15 protein-coding genes are annotated in these 17,617 nt (G+C 53.9%); 11 read left to right on the top strand and 4 right to left on the bottom strand.

Going from position 1 to position 17,617, the window contains the following annotated elements; all coding sequences use genetic code 11:
- Window positions 1–83: 83 nt before the first annotated feature.
- Complete coding sequence (gene dusA / locus VH86_RS07095) at window positions 84–1,079, top strand: tRNA dihydrouridine(20/20a) synthase DusA (protein WP_045832383.1); 996 nt, start codon at window positions 84–86, stop codon at window positions 1,077–1,079.
- A 374-nt stretch (window positions 1,080–1,453) separates the two neighbouring features.
- Window positions 1,454–1,720: an envelope stress response protein PspG gene (gene pspG / locus VH86_RS07090; protein WP_034826939.1), complete on the top strand. Its 267-nt coding sequence runs from the start codon at window positions 1,454–1,456 to the stop codon at window positions 1,718–1,720.
- 185 nt (window positions 1,721–1,905) lie between these two features.
- Here the strand turns inward: pspG and VH86_RS07085 are convergent, their stop codons facing one another.
- On the bottom strand, window positions 1,906–2,889 hold the full coding sequence (locus VH86_RS07085) for a quinone oxidoreductase (protein WP_045832382.1): 984 nt from the start codon (window positions 2,887–2,889) through the stop codon (window positions 1,906–1,908).
- A gap of 73 nt (window positions 2,890–2,962) precedes the next feature.
- On the opposite strand from VH86_RS07085, the gene dnaB reads away from it, so the two are divergent.
- The 5 genes from dnaB to VH86_RS07060 all read left to right on the top strand — a co-directional run bounded on the left by dnaB (window position 2,963) and on the right by VH86_RS07060 (window position 7,621).
- On the top strand, window positions 2,963–4,369 hold the full coding sequence (dnaB, locus tag VH86_RS07080; protein ID WP_034826934.1) for a replicative DNA helicase: 1,407 nt from the start codon (window positions 2,963–2,965) through the stop codon (window positions 4,367–4,369).
- A gap of 128 nt (window positions 4,370–4,497) precedes the next feature.
- On the top strand, window positions 4,498–4,989 hold the full coding sequence (locus VH86_RS07075) for an Lrp/AsnC family transcriptional regulator (RefSeq protein WP_034826932.1): 492 nt from the start codon (window positions 4,498–4,500) through the stop codon (window positions 4,987–4,989).
- A gap of 230 nt (window positions 4,990–5,219) precedes the next feature.
- A complete protein-coding gene (locus tag VH86_RS07070; protein WP_038643629.1) occupies window positions 5,220–5,834 on the top strand; it encodes a YitT family protein in 615 nt (204 codons plus the stop codon).
- 48 nt (window positions 5,835–5,882) lie between these two features.
- On the top strand, window positions 5,883–7,076 hold the full coding sequence (locus tag VH86_RS07065) for an amino acid aminotransferase (protein ID WP_155288004.1): 1,194 nt from the start codon (window positions 5,883–5,885) through the stop codon (window positions 7,074–7,076).
- A 188-nt stretch (window positions 7,077–7,264) separates the two neighbouring features.
- A complete protein-coding gene (locus VH86_RS07060; RefSeq protein ID WP_045815792.1) occupies window positions 7,265–7,621 on the top strand; it encodes an MmcQ/YjbR family DNA-binding protein in 357 nt (118 codons plus the stop codon).
- Here VH86_RS07060 and VH86_RS07055 read toward each other — a convergent pair whose 3' ends face one another.
- Both VH86_RS07055 and uvrA read right to left on the bottom strand, forming a co-directional pair.
- The gene (locus tag VH86_RS07055; protein WP_045832381.1) at window positions 7,622–8,686 is read right to left on the bottom strand and encodes an NAD(P)-dependent alcohol dehydrogenase; all 1,065 of its coding nucleotides are present in this window, start codon (window positions 8,684–8,686) and stop codon (window positions 7,622–7,624) included.
- A gap of 290 nt (window positions 8,687–8,976) precedes the next feature.
- Complete coding sequence (gene uvrA / locus VH86_RS07050; protein WP_045832380.1) at window positions 8,977–11,808, bottom strand: excinuclease ABC subunit UvrA; 2,832 nt, start codon at window positions 11,806–11,808, stop codon at window positions 8,977–8,979.
- Between the two features lie 222 nt (window positions 11,809–12,030).
- Here uvrA and ssb1 point away from each other — a divergent pair, with 222 nt between their 5' ends.
- The 3 genes from ssb1 to VH86_RS07035 all read left to right on the top strand — a co-directional run bounded on the left by ssb1 (window position 12,031) and on the right by VH86_RS07035 (window position 16,022).
- Complete coding sequence (gene ssb1, locus VH86_RS07045) at window positions 12,031–12,582, top strand: single-stranded DNA-binding protein SSB1 (RefSeq protein WP_034826920.1); 552 nt, start codon at window positions 12,031–12,033, stop codon at window positions 12,580–12,582.
- A 114-nt stretch (window positions 12,583–12,696) separates the two neighbouring features.
- Entirely contained in the window at window positions 12,697–14,796 is a 2,100-nt protein-coding gene (locus VH86_RS07040; RefSeq protein WP_045832379.1) for a RecQ family ATP-dependent DNA helicase, read from the top strand.
- Window positions 14,793–16,022, top strand: a complete 1,230-nt coding sequence (locus VH86_RS07035) for a DNA-processing protein DprA (RefSeq protein ID WP_045832378.1) — start codon at window positions 14,793–14,795, stop codon at window positions 16,020–16,022. Before VH86_RS07040 ends, VH86_RS07035 begins: the two co-directional genes overlap by 4 nt.
- 54 nt (window positions 16,023–16,076) lie before the next feature.
- Here VH86_RS07035 and VH86_RS07030 read toward each other — a convergent pair whose 3' ends face one another.
- On the bottom strand, window positions 16,077–16,604 hold the full coding sequence (locus VH86_RS07030; protein WP_045832377.1) for an isochorismatase family protein: 528 nt from the start codon (window positions 16,602–16,604) through the stop codon (window positions 16,077–16,079).
- Between the two features lie 124 nt (window positions 16,605–16,728).
- Here VH86_RS07030 and VH86_RS07025 point away from each other — a divergent pair, with 124 nt between their 5' ends.
- A complete protein-coding gene (locus VH86_RS07025; protein WP_038643618.1) occupies window positions 16,729–17,559 on the top strand; it encodes an AraC family transcriptional regulator in 831 nt (276 codons plus the stop codon).
- Window positions 17,560–17,617 lie beyond the last annotated feature (58 nt).

The raw sequence follows: 17,617 nt of genomic DNA, 5'->3' as shown, positions 1-17,617 counted from the left end.
CGGGCGGCTGTGTCGCCCGTTATTGCTGTGGTATCATTGCGCAGTTTCTCGTCACTCACCTAACTCCGGATTTACTGCGTTTCATGACCGATACTTTCTCTTCGCAACGTTTTTCTATCGCTCCGATGCTGGACTGGACCGATCGCCACTGCCGTTATTTTCACCGTAAGCTGAGCGGCGATACGCTGCTGTATACCGAAATGGTGACCACGGGCGCCATCATTCACGGCAAAGGCGATTATCTGGCTTACAGCGAAGAGGAGCATCCGCTGGCGCTGCAGTTGGGCGGCAGCGATCCGGCAGCCCTGGCGCAATGTGCGAAGCTGGCGGAAGCGCGCGGTTACGACGAGATTAACCTTAACGTCGGTTGCCCATCCGATCGCGTGCAGAATGGGCGCTTTGGTGCCTGTCTGATGGCTGACGCCGGGCTGGTCGCAGATTGCATTAAAGCGATGCGCGATGTGGTCAGTATTCCGGTGACGGTGAAAACCCGTATCGGAATTGATGAGCAGGACAGCTACGCATTTCTGTGTGATTTCATTGGTACGGTGGCCAATAAGGGCAACTGCGATACCTTTATTATCCATGCGCGTAAGGCATGGCTTTCTGGTTTAAGCCCGAAAGAGAACCGTGAGATTCCGCCGCTGGATTATCCGCGTGTCTATCAGCTGAAGCGTGATTTTCCGGCGCTGACCATGGCGATTAACGGCGGCATCAAGACGCTGGAAGAGGCGAAAGTGCATTTGCAGCATATGGATGGCGTGATGATGGGGCGCGAAGCGTATCAAAATCCCGGCATTCTGGCACAGGTCGATCGTGAACTGTTTGGTCGTGATACGCCGTCTGTCGATCCGGTCGCAGTGGTTCGTGCGATGTACCCGTACATCGAAGCGGAGCTGAGTAAAGGCACTTATCTGGGACACGTTACACGCCATATGCTGGGCCTGTTCCAGGGCATTCCTGGCGCGCGCCAGTGGCGTCGTCATTTAAGTGAGAATGCCCATAAGCCGGGTGCCGATGTACGAGTGCTGGAAGCGGCACTGTCGCTGGTCGCGGATAAGATTCCACAGGAAGCCTGATTGTAGGTGAGTCGCGGTGGGCCGGTGTGCCCGGCCATAAAAGGGCAGTCCGATCGCAAAGGAAAATGCCGATCTGCCGCGCAAACATTCGCCCCATTTTTGTGAAACGGCCCGATGCTGCGTATGGCTGAAAAACGCGCGCAGCGTATTTATCTCTGGCGCGGAAGCTTTGCTTTTCTGGCGGGCCTTTTCTGTCCTTCATAGGAGCATCGCTGCCGTTAATACGGTTTAAAATGCGCCAATAATTAGTGAATTTCATCACTGCTGAAATACCCCTCTGAATAGAAAATATTATTTTTCAACGCATTAACTGTTTATCTATATTGGCACGTATCTTGTAAAGCACTCTGTGTTACTTACACAGGAGAGCCTTCGTGGAAATTTTATTTGTTATCGGCTTTTTTCTGATGCTGTTGCTGACTGGCGTTTCACTGCTGGGCGTTATCGCTGCATTGGTTGTTGCCACCGTTGTGATGTTCCTCGGCGGGTTATTCGCGCTTGTTATCAAATTGTTACCGTGGCTGGTGTTGGCGGTGGTAGCCGTGTGGCTTTATCGCGCCTTTACGACACCGAGCGGTGAAGTGAAATTGAACAGACTGAAAAGAAAAATCAGTAAGTTAGAGCGGCGTGGTTGGCGCTAAATGCGGGAGCGATCACAGAGTCGGTAATTGCTTAGTACGAATCTGCAATTAAACATATTTTTTACTTATGTTTTCTGTCAGGATGCGTAAAGTAATTCAAAACGAATTCATCGCCGCTGACCCTACACCAGCGCGAACTATAAAAAGAAAGAAAAAAGGGCTTCCTTCGGGAAGCCCTTAACTTTTTAGGGAATCAGCAAGCTGGAACCTTGCGTGGCGCGGCTTTCAAGAACCTGATGCGCGCGCACCGCATCGCTCAAGGCAAACTTCTGCTCTTCTGGCACCTTCAACTGAATCGCACGACTGGCGATTAACGAGAACAACTCGTTGCTGGCGTTATCCAGTTCCTGACGATTGGTAATGTAACCAAACAGCGAAGGGCGTGTGACAAACAGCGAACCTTTCTTGTTCAGAATTCCAAGATCGACGCCGGTGACGGGGCCCGAGGCATTACCAAAACTCACCATTAAGCCATGACGACGCAGGCTATCGAGAGATGATTCCCAGGTATCTTTCCCCACCGAGTCATACACCACCGCGACCTTTTCACCGTCAGTCAATTCACTGACGCGCTGTGCAATATTCTCTTCGCGATAGTTAATGGTTGCCCAGGCACCGGCATTTTTTGCAATCTGCGCTTTTTCGGCCGAGCCCACGGTACCAATCAGATGTGCACCCAGCGCTTTAGCCCACTGACAGGCAATCAGTCCCACGCCGCCCGCTGCGGCATGGAACAGGAAGATTTCATCGGCTTTCACTTTGTAGGTCTGACGCAGCAAATACTGCACGGTTAAGCCTTTCAAAAACGAGGCTGCACCTTGTTCAAAGCTGATGCTCTCCGGCAGGATCACCAGACGCTCTTCCGCCACGTTATGCATTTCGCTATAGGCACCCAGCGCGGCCTGACAATAGACCACGCGATCGCCGGGCTTAAAGCGCGTCACGCCTGAGCCAACGCGTTTCACCACGCCAGCGGCTTCTGTGCCCAGCCCGGACGGGAAAGCCGCCACCGGATAGAGCCCGCTGCGCACATAGGTGTCGATATAGTTGATGCCAATCGCCTTGTTTTCGACCTGAACCTCATGTTCAGCGGGATCGGCCAGCTCAAAATCGACCCATTGCAGTACCTCCGGGCCACCGTGTTGGTTGAACTGAATACGCTTTGCCATTCTGACTCCTGTGATTGTTCATCCTGGGACGGTATACTTGCGCGTCCCTTTCACGATCGGTAATGCATTCACTATGGCAGGAAATAAACCCACCAACAAATCCAACGAACCCCGCGATCGTCAGCTGGAAGGCGTGAAAATGCCGCCGCACTCTATTGAAGCGGAGCAGTCGGTGCTCGGTGGGTTGATGCTGGATAACGAACGCTGGGATAACGTCTCCGAGCGCGTGGTGGCGGATGATTTCTTCAACCGTTCGCACCGCATGATCTTCTCTGAGATGCAGCGTCTGCTGGAAATGGGCCAGCCGATTGACCTCATTACGCTGTCTGAATCGCTGGAAACACTGGGCGAGCTGGAGATGGCCGGTGGCTTTGCTTATCTGGCAGAGCTGGCGAAAAACACGCCAAGCGCGGCAAACATCGGCGCTTATGCGGATATCGTGCGTGAACGTGCCGTTGTGCGCCAAATGATCTCGGTAGCGAATCAAATTGCTGATGCCGGTTACGATCCGCAGGGGCGCAGCAGTGAAGATTTGCTCGATTTCGCAGAATCCAACGTCTTCAAGATTGCTGAACAGCGCGCCAATAAGGCGGAAGGCCCGCAGAACATCGAGCAAATTCTGGAAGCCACGGTCTCGCGTATTGAAGCGCTGGTGTCGACCCCGCACGATGGTGTCACCGGAGTGGATACGGGCTATCAGGATCTGAACAAAAAGACCGCCGGTTTGCAGGGTTCAGATTTGATCATCGTGGCGGCGCGTCCGTCGATGGGTAAAACCACCTTCGCCATGAACCTGTGTGAAAACGCCGCGATGCTGCAAGACAAACCGGTGCTGATATTCAGTCTGGAGATGCCCAGCGAGCAGCTAATGATGCGTATGCTGGCGTCATTATCACGCGTTGACCAAACGCGCATTCGTACCGGCCAGCTGGAAGATGAAGATTGGGCGCGCATCTCTGCCACCATGGGCATCTTGCTGGAGAAGAAGAACATGTTCATCGATGATTCTTCTGGCCTGACGCCAACGGAAGTGCGTTCGCGCGCGCGCCGCGTGTTTCGTGAGAATGGCGGCTTAAGCCTGATCATGATCGACTATCTCCAGTTGATGCGCGTGCCGGCGCTGTCGGATAACCGTACGCTGGAGATCGCGGAGATCTCGCGCTCGCTCAAAGCGCTGGCGAAAGAGCTCAATGTGCCGGTGGTGGCGCTGTCGCAGCTTAACCGCTCACTGGAGCAGCGCGCCGATAAACGTCCGGTGAACTCGGATCTGCGTGAATCGGGATCGATCGAGCAGGATGCTGACTTGATCATGTTCATCTATCGCGATGAGGTGTATCACGAAAACAGCGATCTTAAAGGCATCGCCGAGATCATCCTCGGTAAGCAGCGTAACGGCCCAATCGGTACAGTACGATTGACCTTCAATGGCCAGTGGTCGCGCTTTGATAACTACGCAGGTCCGTCCTACGACGACGAATAATCCTTTCCCGCTGGATGCATGCACGATTTGTGCATGCATTTCACGTCATCAGAAAATAGTGTTGGACAACCCCGGCTTTAATCAGGTTATCTGTACCAAAGCGCACCCTATAACGCTGTGGAAGCAGAATGACTCAGGTAGATGATTACGACCTTAAGATATTGACACTATTACAATCTAACGGCCGCCTTACCAATCAGGAACTCAGTGATTTAGTCGGTCTTTCGGCGTCTCAATGTTCACGCCGCCGCATCAATCTTGAACAGGCAAACCTCATCCTCGGCTATCACGCACGGCTCTCGCCGGACGCGGTGGGTCTCGGCATGGTGGGCTTGATTGAAGTGCGTTTAAAGAATCACACGCCAGATTATGAAGAGAGTTTCCATCGCATGGTGGCAGAGGAGGACGCGATTGTTGATGCCTTTAAAACCACCGGTGATGCTGATTATCTGCTGAAAGTGGCCGTGGCTGATTTAGCCTCGCTGAGTGCGTTGATCAGTCAGCTGGTGGCTGGCCATCAGAGTGTGGCCCATGTGAAAACCTCCGTGGTGTTGAGCCGTTTAAAAGAGAACGGCTTGATGATTATCCCCGAGCACAAAACGCGCCAAAAAAGTGCATGATGTGCTAATCTGGTGCAATTAACGCACAGTAAATGCAAATAACGCGCGCCAGAAAACAGATTTGTGCATGAATCAACGGTTAAAGTTTGGGTTGATGCACAAAAACCTGCAATAAAAGCGCCTTAGATATCAATTGGATAATCGCTGGCACCCCATAGGTGGCGACTTAACGCCGCCTATGTGGTGCGTTTTTTGCATTTGAACCGCATCAATTGCACTGAGATGACTCCATGGATAACGTTGTTCAACCCACTAAAATTCCTCATTCACGTATTGAAGATGCGCTGGCGATAGTGCTCGGCACCTTAATGGTTTCCTTTGGCGTGATGATGCTGAAACAGGCGGGCGCGCTGACTGGCAGCACAGCAGGTATCGCGTTTTTAATCAGCTATCTGACACACCTCTCTTTTGGTACCGCATTTTTCCTGATTAACCTGCCGTTTTACTGGCTGGCAGTGCGCCGCATGGGCTGGGAATTCACGGTTAAAACGTTCTGCGCAGTGGGGCTGGTTTCACTGTTCACGCACTTGCATCCGATGTTCATCCATTTTTCTGCGCTAAATCCGTTTTATGCGACATTGTTCGGTAACGTGGTGATGGGGATTGGGTTTATAGTGTTGTTTCGTCACAAAGCCAGCCTCGGCGGTATCAACATTTTGGCGCTCTGGCTGCAGGACCGTATCGGTCTGCGTGCCGGCAAACTGCAAATGGCGGTGGATACCTGCGTGGTACTCGCATCCCTGTTCGTGGTGTCGCTGCCGATACTTTTGGCCTCTATCGCGGGCGCGGTGATCCTTAATCTCATCATCGCTATGAATCATCGTCCCGGCCGCTACATGGTTTGATGACGCCTCTTTACCGACTATTTATGACCAATCATGGAGATCTGCACCGTGTTTCAAAACGTTGATGCTTATGCTGGCGATCCAATTCTGTCGCTGATGGAAACCTTCAAACAGGACCCACGTGACAATAAAGTGAATCTGAGCATTGGCCTCTATTACAACGAGGCGGGTATCATTCCTCAGTTGCAAGCCGTGGCTGCGGCAGAAGAACGCCTGCAGGCGCAGCCGCATCAGGCGTCGCTTTACCTGCCGATGGAAGGCCTGGGCCCATACCGTAATGCGATTGCACCGCTGCTGTTTGGCAAAGAACACCCGATGCTGAAGGCCGGTCGCATTGCTTCCATCCAGACGCTGGGTGGCTCCGGTGCACTGAAAGTCGGGGCGGATTTCCTCAAGCGTTACTTCCCGCACTCAAATGTCTGGGTGAGCGATCCGACGTGGGAAAACCACATCGCAATTTTCAACGGTGCGGGTTTCGACGCACAGACTTATCCGTGGTACGACGAAGAGACCAACGGCGTGAAGTTTGATGCGTTTATTGCCAAGCTGAAAACGCTGCCGAAGCAATCTATCGTGTTGTTGCACCCATGCTGCCACAACCCAACTGGCGCGGATCTGACGAACGCGCAGTGGGATGAAACCACCGAAGTATTGAAAGCGCAGGAACTGATTCCGTTCCTCGATATCGCTTATCAGGGCTTTGGTGCGGGCATGGAGCAGGATGCTTATGCGATTCGCGCGATTGCTGCTGCGGGCTTGCCGGCTCTGGTCAGCAACTCATTCTCGAAAATCTTCTCGTTGTATGGCGAGCGTGTTGGTGGCCTCTCCATCGTGTGTGAGAGCGCAGAAGAGTCTGCTCGCGTGTTGGGTCAGCTGAAAGCGACCGTCCGTCGCAACTACTCCAGCCCACCAAACTTTGGCGCGCAGGTGGTTTCTTGCGTACTGAACGATGAGGCGCTGCTGAACAACTGGCTGGCCGAGGTGGAAGCCATGCGCCTGCGCATCATCGAAATGCGCCAGACGCTGGTCAACGTATTGAGCACCAAGCTGCCGGGCAAAAACTTCGATTACCTGCTGAAGCAGCGCGGCATGTTCAGTTACACCGGTTTAAGCGCGCAGCAGGTTGATCGCCTGCGTGATGAGTTCGGCGTATATCTGATCGCCAGCGGCCGTATGTGTGTGGCTGGCCTCAACAGCCGCAACGTTAATCAGGTGGCCGAGGCCTTTGCTGCCGTGATGTAACGCACTTCGCAGCACGAGAAAACCGCCATGCCTCCGGGCTGGCGGTTTTTTTATGTGCGTTATCTGGTGCCACCGCCTTTACCTTTGGCTGACTTGCTGCACACTTAAACGGTGTCATGACGTCTGTAATGAAGCCGATGGCAGGCGTCATCGGGCCTCAAATCGGCCTCTACCAAGGAGAATACCGCATGAACATTTCGGATCTCCTCACCTACTGCATGAGCAAATCGGGTGCGGAGCAGAGCTATAAAAATGAATGGGATGCCACACAGGTAAAAAGCGAAGGCGTACTGTTTGCCATGGTGCATGAGGTGAAAGGGCGTCCGGCGCTATCGTTGAAAACCTCGCCTGCGCTGGCTGATTTATTGCGCGAAGAGCACAGTGACGTATTCCCGAGCGAGCATCTCAATAAGTCGCACTGGAGCACGCTGTGGCTGGATGGATCCCTAAAGGATTCGCAGATTTATTATCTGGTGGAGGCTTCCTGGCAACAGGCTGACGCCACGCGCGCGGCGGGCGTCAGCCATGATGAAGACTCGCGCTAATTAAGCCGCTGACTCTTCTCGCAGGGTGTTGATATCAATCACGAAGCGGTATTTCACGTCGCTTTTCAGCATACGTTCATAGGCTTCGTTAATCTGGTTCATGGCGATCAGTTCGATATCGGAAGTGATACCGTGCTTGCCACAGAAATCCAGCATCTCCTGGGTCTCAGCAATACCACCGATCAGTGAACCGGCGATGCTGCGACGTTTGAAGATCAGGTTAAACACTTGCGGGGCCGGGTGATCGTGCTCTGGCGCGCCCACCAACGTCATATTGCCATCCAGCTTCAACAGGGTGATGAACGGGTTGAGATCGTGTTGAGCCGCAACGGTATTCAAGATGAAATCAAAGCTGTTGGCATGCTGCGCCATTTGATCGGCATCTTTCGAAATGACGACTTCATCAGCACCAAGGCGCTTACCGTCTTCAATTTTCGAAGGTGAAGTGGTGAACAACACCACATGCGCGCCCATCGCATGCGCGATTTTCACACCCATATGACCGAGGCCACCCAAACCAACGATGCCCACTTTCTTACCTGGGCCAACGTTCCAGTGACGCAGCGGGGAATAGGTGGTGATACCCGCACACAGCAGCGGCGCCACGCCGGCCAGATCGAGATTTTCCGGCACGCGCAGCACATAGTTCTCATCCACGACCATCGCTGTGGAGTACCCGCCGTAAGTGATGGCGCCAGTTTCACGGTCTTCACCGTTATAGGTGCCCACAAAGCCGTTTTCGCAATATTGCTCCAATCCTCTCTGGCAGCTTGGACAGCTGCGGCAGGAATCAACTAAACAGCCGACACCGACCAGGTCGCCCACTTTGTATTTGTGGGTGTGTGCGCCTACGGCAGTGACGCGACCAACGATTTCGTGGCCTGGCACCACCGGGAAAAGGGTGTTTTTCCATTCGTTGCGCGCCTGGTGTAGGTCAGAGTGGCAAACGCCACAGTACAACACTTCAATCTGCACATCATGAGCGCGAAGCTCGCGCGGCTTATAGTCGAACGGGGCGAGCTTGGATTTCGCGTCCTGTGCGGCATAGGCATGCGTAATATTCATGGTGTCTCCAATCGGGTGTGTCGTGAGTGTATTGCGGGATCCCGTTCAGCGATCTGAAGGGACAAAGGCGTAACGAGCTACGCCAAAAAGGAACTGTGTAAGGATAGTCAGCGAGATGAGATGCGTATATGCCTGAAGTTGTCTGATTCTTGCCTGTTTCTGCATTTTGCTGCGGAATCTGACAGCCAGATAACAGGCTCGAATAGCTGCAATATTAAGCTGTTAAACTCGCGTGAGTCGCGCCTGCGCATTGAAAGAAATGAGAAGGCCCGCAGTGCGGGCCTTCAATTTTACTTCTTCTTCAGCATCGGCTTGAGGAAGCGGGCAGTGTGGGATTTTTCACACTCTGCCACGGTTTCTGGCGTGCCTGAAATCAGGATTTCGCCGCCGCCGCTGCCGCCTTCCGGACCCAAGTCGACAATCCAGTCAGCCGTTTTGATCACGTCGAGGTTATGCTCAATCACCACGATGGTATTGCCCTGATCGCGCAACTGATGCAGCACTTCCAGCAACTGCTGAATATCAGCAAAGTGCAGACCCGTGGTTGGCTCATCAAGGATATAGAGTGTTTGCCCGGTGCCACGTTTCGACAGCTCGCGCGCCAGTTTTACACGTTGCGCTTCACCGCCTGACAGCGTGGTTGCAGACTGACCGAGGCGAATATAAGACAGACCCACGTCGATCAGCGTTTGCAGTTTACGCGCCAGCGCGGGTACGGCATCAAAGAACTCACGCGCTTCTTCGATGGTCATATCCAGCACTTCGTGAATCCCTTTGCCTTTGTATTTAATCTCCAGCGTTTCACGGTTATAGCGTTTGCCTTTGCATTGATCGCAAGGCACATACACATCCGGCAGGAAGTGCATTTCGACTTTAATTACGCCGTCGCCCTGGCAGGCTTCGCAACGTCCACCGCGCACGTTAAAGCTGAAGCGCCCCGGATTGTACCCACGGGAACGTGCTTCAGGTACACCGGCAAACAGCTCACGCACCGGGGTGAAAATACCGGTGTAAGTGGCCGGGTTCGAGCGCGGCGTGCGGCCGATGGGACTCTGGTCGATATCGATGACTTTATCGAAATGCTCCAGACCCGCGATCTCGCGATAGGGAGCAACCTCCGTCGTGGTGGCCCCGTTCAGCTGCCGCTGTGCAATCGGGAACAGCGTGTCGTTGATTAACGTAGACTTACCGGAACCCGAAACGCCGGTGATACAGGTGAACAGGCCAACCGGAATCGTCAGCGTGACATCCTTCAGGTTGTTACCGCGTGCGCCGGTGAGTTTCAGCACTTTCGCCGGGTCGCCTTTCACGCGCTGTTGCGGAATGGCAATTTCGCGTTTGCCGCTCAGGTATTGTCCGGTCAGCGATGCTTCGTTAGCCATAATGGCATTCACATCACCCTCAGCCACGACCTGGCCACCGTGCACGCCTGCGCCAGGACCAATATCAATTACGTGGTCAGCGGCGCGAATCGCATCTTCATCGTGCTCGACCACAATCACGGTGTTGCCGAGGTCGCGCAGGTGAATCAAGGTGCCCAGCAGACGTTCGTTATCGCGCTGATGCAGACCAATTGAGGGCTCATCAAGCACATACATCACGCCCACCAGACCCGCACCGATCTGGCTTGCCAGACGAATACGCTGCGCTTCGCCGCCAGAGAGCGTTTCTGCGGAACGTGACATCGACAGATAATTCAACCCGACGTTAACCAGGAAGCTCAGACGATCGCCGATCTCTTTCAGGATTTTTTCGGCGATCTGCGCGCGCTGTCCGCTCAGTTTCAGATTGCGGAAAAAGTCGGTGGCATGGCCGATGCTCATCTCAGAGATGGTCGGCAGGTTGGTATTCTCAACAAATACATGGCGTGCTTCACGGCGCAGGCGTGTGCCTTCGCAGCTGGTGCAGGAGCGATTGCTGATGAATTTCGCCAGCTCTTCACGCACCGCATTGGACTCCGTCTCTTTATAACGGCGTTCCATGTTGTGCAGCACACCTTCAAACGGATGGCGACGCACCGAAGTGTCACCGCGATCGTTGATGTATTTGAATTCGATATTCTCTTTGCCGGAACCGTACAGAATCACTTCGCGCGCTTTGTCGCTCAGGCTGTTAAACGGCGCTTCGACATCGAAATCCAGATGCTCTGCCAGCGAACGCAACATCTGGAAGTAATAGAAGTTGCGGCGATCCCAACCACGAATCGCACCGCCCGCCAGTGATAGCTCAGGGTTTTGCACCACGCGATCGGGATCGAAATACTGCTGCACGCCCAGACCATCGCAGGTTGGGCAGGCACCGGCCGGGTTGTTGAACGAGAACAGGCGCGGTTCCAGCTCACTCATGCTGTAGCCACAAATCGGGCAGGCAAAGTTGGCGGAGAACAGCAGCTCCTCGGCCTCGCTGTCATCCATATCGGCGACGATGGCGGTACCACCACTCAGCGCCAACGTGGTTTCAAAGGATTCTGCTAAGCGCGTCGCCAGGTCATCGCGCACGCGGAAGCGGTCCACGACGACTTCAATGGTGTGCTTTTTCTGCAGTTCCAGCTTGGGGGGATCTGACAGATCACAGACTTCGCCATCAACACGGGCGCGGATGTAGCCTTGAGCCGCAAGGTTTTCCAGTGTTTTGGTGTGCTCGCCTTTGCGATCTTTCACCACGGGTGCCAGCAGCATCAGACGACGGCCTTCCTCCTGCGCCATCACCTGATCCACCATCTGGCTCACGGTCTGTGCCGCCAGCGGAACATCGTGATCCGGGCAGCGTGGTTCACCCACACGGGCAAACAGCAGACGCAGATAGTCATGGATTTCAGTAATCGTGCCGACCGTCGAGCGCGGGTTATGCGATGTGGATTTCTGCTCAATAGAAATGGCGGGCGAGAGACCTTCAATATGGTCCACGTCCGGTTTCTCCATTAATGAAAGAAACTGGCGCGCATAGGCCGAGAGCGATTCAACATAGCGACGCTGCCCTTCGGCATACAACGTATCAAACGCCAGCGAAGACTTACCGGAACCCGACAGACCGGTGACCACAATCAGCTTATCTCGAGGGATGATCAGGTTGATATTCTTCAAATTATGGGTGCGAGCACCGCGGACTTCGATCTTATCCATTCACCTTTCCCGGATTGAACAACACTCGCCATGCCTTGCCAGCACGACCAGCAGAAACGCGTTAGTATGGCACAAAAAATAAACTGAATAAATATCCAGTGCTTTTGCTATTCTGTGTGCCAAATAAAAATTGCGAGCCTGCTCTGAAGTGGGCACCGTCATTGTGACGTGATACAATTTTTGGCTTAGACTTTTAGCATCAACTCATCGGGAGACAGCAACATGGCCAGTCGTGGCGTAAACAAAGTGATTCTTGTCGGGAATCTGGGTCAGGATCCGGAAGTGCGCTACATGCCAAATGGTGGCGCGGTAGCCAACATTACGCTGGCCACGTCGGAAAGCTGGCGCGACAAGCAAACCGGTGAAAACAAAGAGATTACTGAATGGCACCGTGTTGTGCTGTTCGGCAAACTGGCTGAAGTGGCGGGTGAATACCTGCGTAAAGGCTCTCAGGTTTACATCGAAGGCCAGCTGCGTACCCGTAAATGGCAGGATCAAAGCGGCCAGGAAAAATACACCACCGAAGTGGTTGTTAACGTTGGCGGCACCATGCAGATGCTCGGTGGACGTCAGCAGGGCGCGAACGCAGGTGGCGCACCGATGGGCGGCCAGGGCGGCGGCAATAACAACGGCTGGGGCCAGCCACAGCAACCTCAGCAGCAGCCTCAGGGCGGCAACCAGTTCAGCGGCGGCGCACAACAGCGTCCGCAGCAGCAGAGCGCACCGGCGAACAACGAACCGCCAATGGACTTTGACGACGACATCCCGTTCTAAGACCACGCGCACGCATAATTACACGCTAAGGCCTCGTTTTACGGGGCTTTTTTGTATCTGACTCTCAGGTTTCTCAATCAAAAGAAGGGACGCATTTCCCATCAAGGAGTGATAATGAAACAGCAACAGGCAGAAGCATTATTAAAAGTCGCACTGGCAAATGATCATGCCCAGTTTCGTCGTGGGCAGTGGGAAGCGATAGATGCACTAGTGAATAAACAGCAAAAATTATTGGTGGTGCAGCGGACTGGCTGGGGTAAAAGCTCCGTCTATTTCATCAGCGCCAAAATTTTTCGCGATCGCGGTATGGGCCCAACCATTATCGTTTCACCGCTACTGGCGCTGATGCGTAACCAAATTGAGTCTGCCCGTCGATTAGGCATTGTGGCTGAAACCCTCAATTCTTCGAACAGCAGTGACTGGCAGTCGGTGACACAGCGCGTGCTGGATAATCAGGTTGATTGTTTACTCATCTCTCCAGAACGTCTCGCGAATGATCAATTTATCGAAACCGTACTGCAGCCGATTGCCAACCGCATCGCGCTCATGGTGATTGACGAAGCGCACTGTATCTCCGATTGGGGGCACGATTTCCGTCCCGATTATCGCCGTATCGTCAGCATTCTAAGGCAATTACCCGCAAACACGCCGGTGCTTGGCACCACCGCTACTGCCAATAATCGTGTTGTTGCAGATATACAGCAACAGATGGGCGACATAGTGATTCAACGCGGTGAGCTGATCCGTAAGAGTCTGGCGCTTCAAACACTCATTCTACCGAATCAGGCGTCACGTCTTGCCTGGCTGGCGCAAGTCATTCCGACTCTTGAGGGAACCGGGATCGTCTACACGCTTACCGTTCGTGATGCCGAACAGGTAGCGGCCTGGTTACGCACGCAGCACATTGATGCGCGCGCCTATCATGGCAGCGTTGAGAACGCGGGTTTCGACAGCAGCAATGACTATCGCCAACATCTTGAGAACTTGCTGCTGACTAACCAATTGAAAGTCCTGGTGGCGACCACCGCACTGGGAATGGGATATGACAAACCTGATTTAAGTTTTGTGCTGCACTATCAGGCGCCTGCTTCGATTGTCGCTTACTACCAACAGGTAGGACGCGCGGGTCGTGGCATCGATCATGCGGTTGGCGTGCTGATGTCTGGGGGGGAAGATCGTGATATTCATCAGTTCTTCCGGCAGTCAGCTTTTCCGGCAGAAGCACAGGTGCATGATATTTTGCAGGTGCTGGAGGAGAGCGATGGTTTGTCGATTCGCGATATCGAGCAGCAAACCAATCTGCGTCAGGGGCAAATTGAAAAAGTACTGAAATTACTGAGCGTTGAAAATCCTGCCCCGGTGATTAAAGTAAAAAGGCAGTGGCGGAGAACGCCGGTTTTCTATCAGTTGGATCGCAAACGTATCGTGCATCTTACGCAGCAGCGCGAACAAGAGTGGCAGGAAGTACAGGCTTATATCTCACAGCGCGGCTGCCTGATGACGTTTCTGCGATTATCGCTGGATGATGCCGACCCGATATCCTGTGGCAAATGTGCATATTGTCTCGGCCGGCCCTTGATTGACCCGAAGGTGGATGCAATGTTGGCTCATCAGGCTGCGACTTTTCTACAGCGCGCCGAAACGGTGCTTTCGCCCAAAATTCAGGTGGCTGCTCAGGCATTTGAAGAATACGGTTTTCGCGGCAATTTACCTGCTACCCTGCGTGCGCAGGAAGGTCGGGTGCTTTCGCGCTGGGGAGATGCCGGGTGGGGATCTCGGGTAGTGGCCGAGAAAGCCGCAGGCCATTTCAGCGATGAACTTGTTTCTGCTCTGGCTGAATTGATTGAACAGCGCTGGCAGCCGGTGCCTGCGCCAAAGTGGGTTTGTTGCGTACCGTCGTTGCGCCAACCTCAACTGGTGGCGGATTTTGCCCGCCGGTTGGCACTGCGACTCGACTTACCCTTTATAGATGCACTTCAGAAAGTGAAAGATAACCCTCGACAACGTCTGCAAAATAATCGCTTCCATCAATGTCGTAATCTGGATGGCGCGTTTTCCACTTGCGCTAATCTGCCTGCCACGGCTGTGTTACTGGTAGACGATATTGTCGATTCAGGTTGGACAATGGCAGTGGCTGCCGCTCTGCTTCAGCAGGCGGGTAGCGGCATTGTCTACCCACTGGCGCTGGCAACCTCAACGGTGAAAGAGTCATGAATTTATCTCCTGTTGCACAAGCAACACTTTTGTTAACCAGTGACTTCTCGCGCCAGAGCGAGGATGAGGTGAAGCCGCTAAGTAATGCGGAATGGGGACGATTTGCCCTGTGGTTAAAACAGCAATCCGCTTCACCCGCCGATCTGCTCAGCTCTGGTGCTGATGTCATGTTAGCCACCTGGGTAGAACCCCATATCACACGCGAGCGAATTGAAACGCTACTCAGTCGTGGGCACAGCCTGGCGTTAGCGATTGAACGTTGGCAGCGCGCGGGGCTTTGGGTGCTAACGCGTTCTGATGCTGATTACCCAAGGCTGCTTAAGCAACAATTGCGCACCAACGCGCCAGCGGTCCTGTTCGGCTGTGGTGATATCGCTCTGTTAAATCAACCCGGTCTTGCGGTAGTAGGATCGAGAAATGCCAGCGAGCTGGATTTAGCGTTCAGTCGTCAGGTTGCGGGAAAAGTGGCCTCTGCGGGGGTAAATCTGATTTCAGGTGGCGCACGAGGCATCGATGAAGCCGCTATGCTGGGCGCATTGCAACACAACGGAACCGTCGTGGGTGTCCTCAGTGATAGTCTGCTGACCGCTGCGACCAGCGCCAAATGGCGAAAGGGGTTAATGGCGGGTAAATTACTGCTGCTTTCACCGTTCTATCCTGAAGCGGGCTTTACTGTGGGTAATGCAATGGCGCGCAATCGATACGTTTATTGCCTGGCGAGGAGTGCGCTGGTGGTGCACGCGGGTCACAAGGGCGGGACGCTGGTCGGTGCAGAAGAGAATCTGCGCAATAAGTGGGTGCCGTTGTGGGTTAAGCCTACCGACGATGTACAGGCCAGCAACGCTGAACTGGTTAAACAGGGGGGGCAATGGTGCGCTGCTTACCCCGATGACATTGATGTTGCGCAATGGATGTCGCCTCCCTGTCATCAGCCCCATCAGCAGGAGGATTTATTGAGCCGCGCAGGGTACAAGCTGCCCGACATGACCGCTGTGGTTAATGTGGCTCAGGAACCAGAAGGAATCTGGCATCCATCCGATTTTTATCAAATTTTTCAGGCGCAATTGCCGGCACTGGCCGCCCATCCCGTTACGATCGAGGATCTGGGCTCGCGGACGGGCCTGCATCAGATTCAGCTGACTGAATGGTTGCAGCGCGCGGTGCATGAGGGACTGATTGAACAGCCGACAGGAACAAACTGTTATCAATGGAAGCGGAAAATGTAGCTGCTGTGCGTCTTCCATCATGAAGCCGGACAAATCCGTCCGGCTTCATCGCTTCTAATGCGGCCGCCACTCCCGCAAAAGCACCTCAGTATCACGCACTAACACCGGGTTGCCCGGCATAATCAAATCCGCCCAGACTTCATTATGCTGATTGATCTGCTGCTGTGCGGAAACGTAAGTCCGATCGGCCGTGGTATGCGCATCGGCGGCAACGGTGATGCGATAGCCCAGGCTGGCACCCACCTTGATGGTGGTATCGACACAGTAATCGGTCGCACAACCGCAAATTACAAAGCTCTCAATGCCATGTTGATCAAGCTGAGCCGCCAGGTCGGTTTGCCAGAAACTGTCGCAAGCGGTCTTGTTAACGTAGATCGCGTTGGCTGGCTGATCCAATTCCGGCACGATCTGCCAGCCTTCGCTGTTCACTTCGAGGCCTGGCTCAACGTGCTGGATAAAAATCACCTGATCGGCCGCTGCCGTCAGTTGATTGATGCGCTGACAACGTCCGTCACGATCAAAACGTGGCGAAGCCAGCACGCCGTTTTGCATATCCACTACCACTACCACCCGATTAGCCATCATCGCCTCCTTTATATAGTGGATGACAGTATCGCGATTGTTACGTATGCAGGTAAAGCAAATCTGTTTTGCATTTCAGCTCGCCGCCGCGCATGCTAATTAGCCTGTTTTTAGGAGGTGTGATGTGAAGGTGGTTCCGGAAATCTTTCCTGATAAGTGCGATCAAGCGCAGTTCCAGCATTTTGCTGAACTGCCGGGTATCGAGCTGTATCAGGCGCACATCTCGCGTTACGCCTTTGAGCCGCATACCCATGAAGCTTTCGGTATCGGCACCATTGAATCGGGTGCACAGCGTTTTCGCTACCGCGGCACGCACTATACGGCACCGCAGCATTCACTGGTGATGATGAACCCTGATGAATTGCACACCGGGGAATCGGCCTGTGATGAGGGCTGGCGTTATCGCATGATCTATATTGATCCGCAGGAGATGGAGCGGCTTACCGGCGATCGTCACTGGTGGTTTAGTGAAGCGCTGCGTACAGACGCCCGTCTGGCACAGCCGTTTTCCCAGCGACTGGCGCAGATGTGGCAGGCCACCAGCGCGCTGGAACGCGAGAGTCTATTGCTGGAACTGCTGGAGCTATTACGCCCGCTGGCTCATCAGGGAAAATCCCGACCCGAAGAGGGCGCCCATCGCTTTGATGCGGTAAAAACCTATCTGCGTGAAAACCTGGCGGAGCCGATTCGTCTTGATGAGCTGGCCGCACTGGCGTCGTTGTCGCCGTGGCATTTTCTCCGCAGTTTTAAACACCACTTCCATGTCACGCCACATCAGATGCTGATGGCCTTTCGTCTGTTCGATGCCAAGCAACGTTTGGGGATGGGGGAAAGCGCGGCTTCGGTGGCGGCCGCCGTTGGATTGACCGATCAGGCGCACCTCACGCGCGCTTTTGCCCATCGCTATGGCATCACCCCTGGACGTTATCAGAAGCAAGTTTTCCCCTCACGTTAACCGCAATCTGCTACAAGCCTTTATTATCCGGTTACACCACACTGCGACGGAAAAGTGA

Origin of the sequence: Pantoea sp. BL1, from assembly GCF_000963985.1 — a bacterium.
Taxonomy (GTDB): Bacteria; Pseudomonadota; Gammaproteobacteria; order Enterobacterales; family Enterobacteriaceae; genus Pantoea; species Pantoea rwandensis_B.
This window is presented reverse-complemented; position numbering and strand designations above follow the sequence as displayed.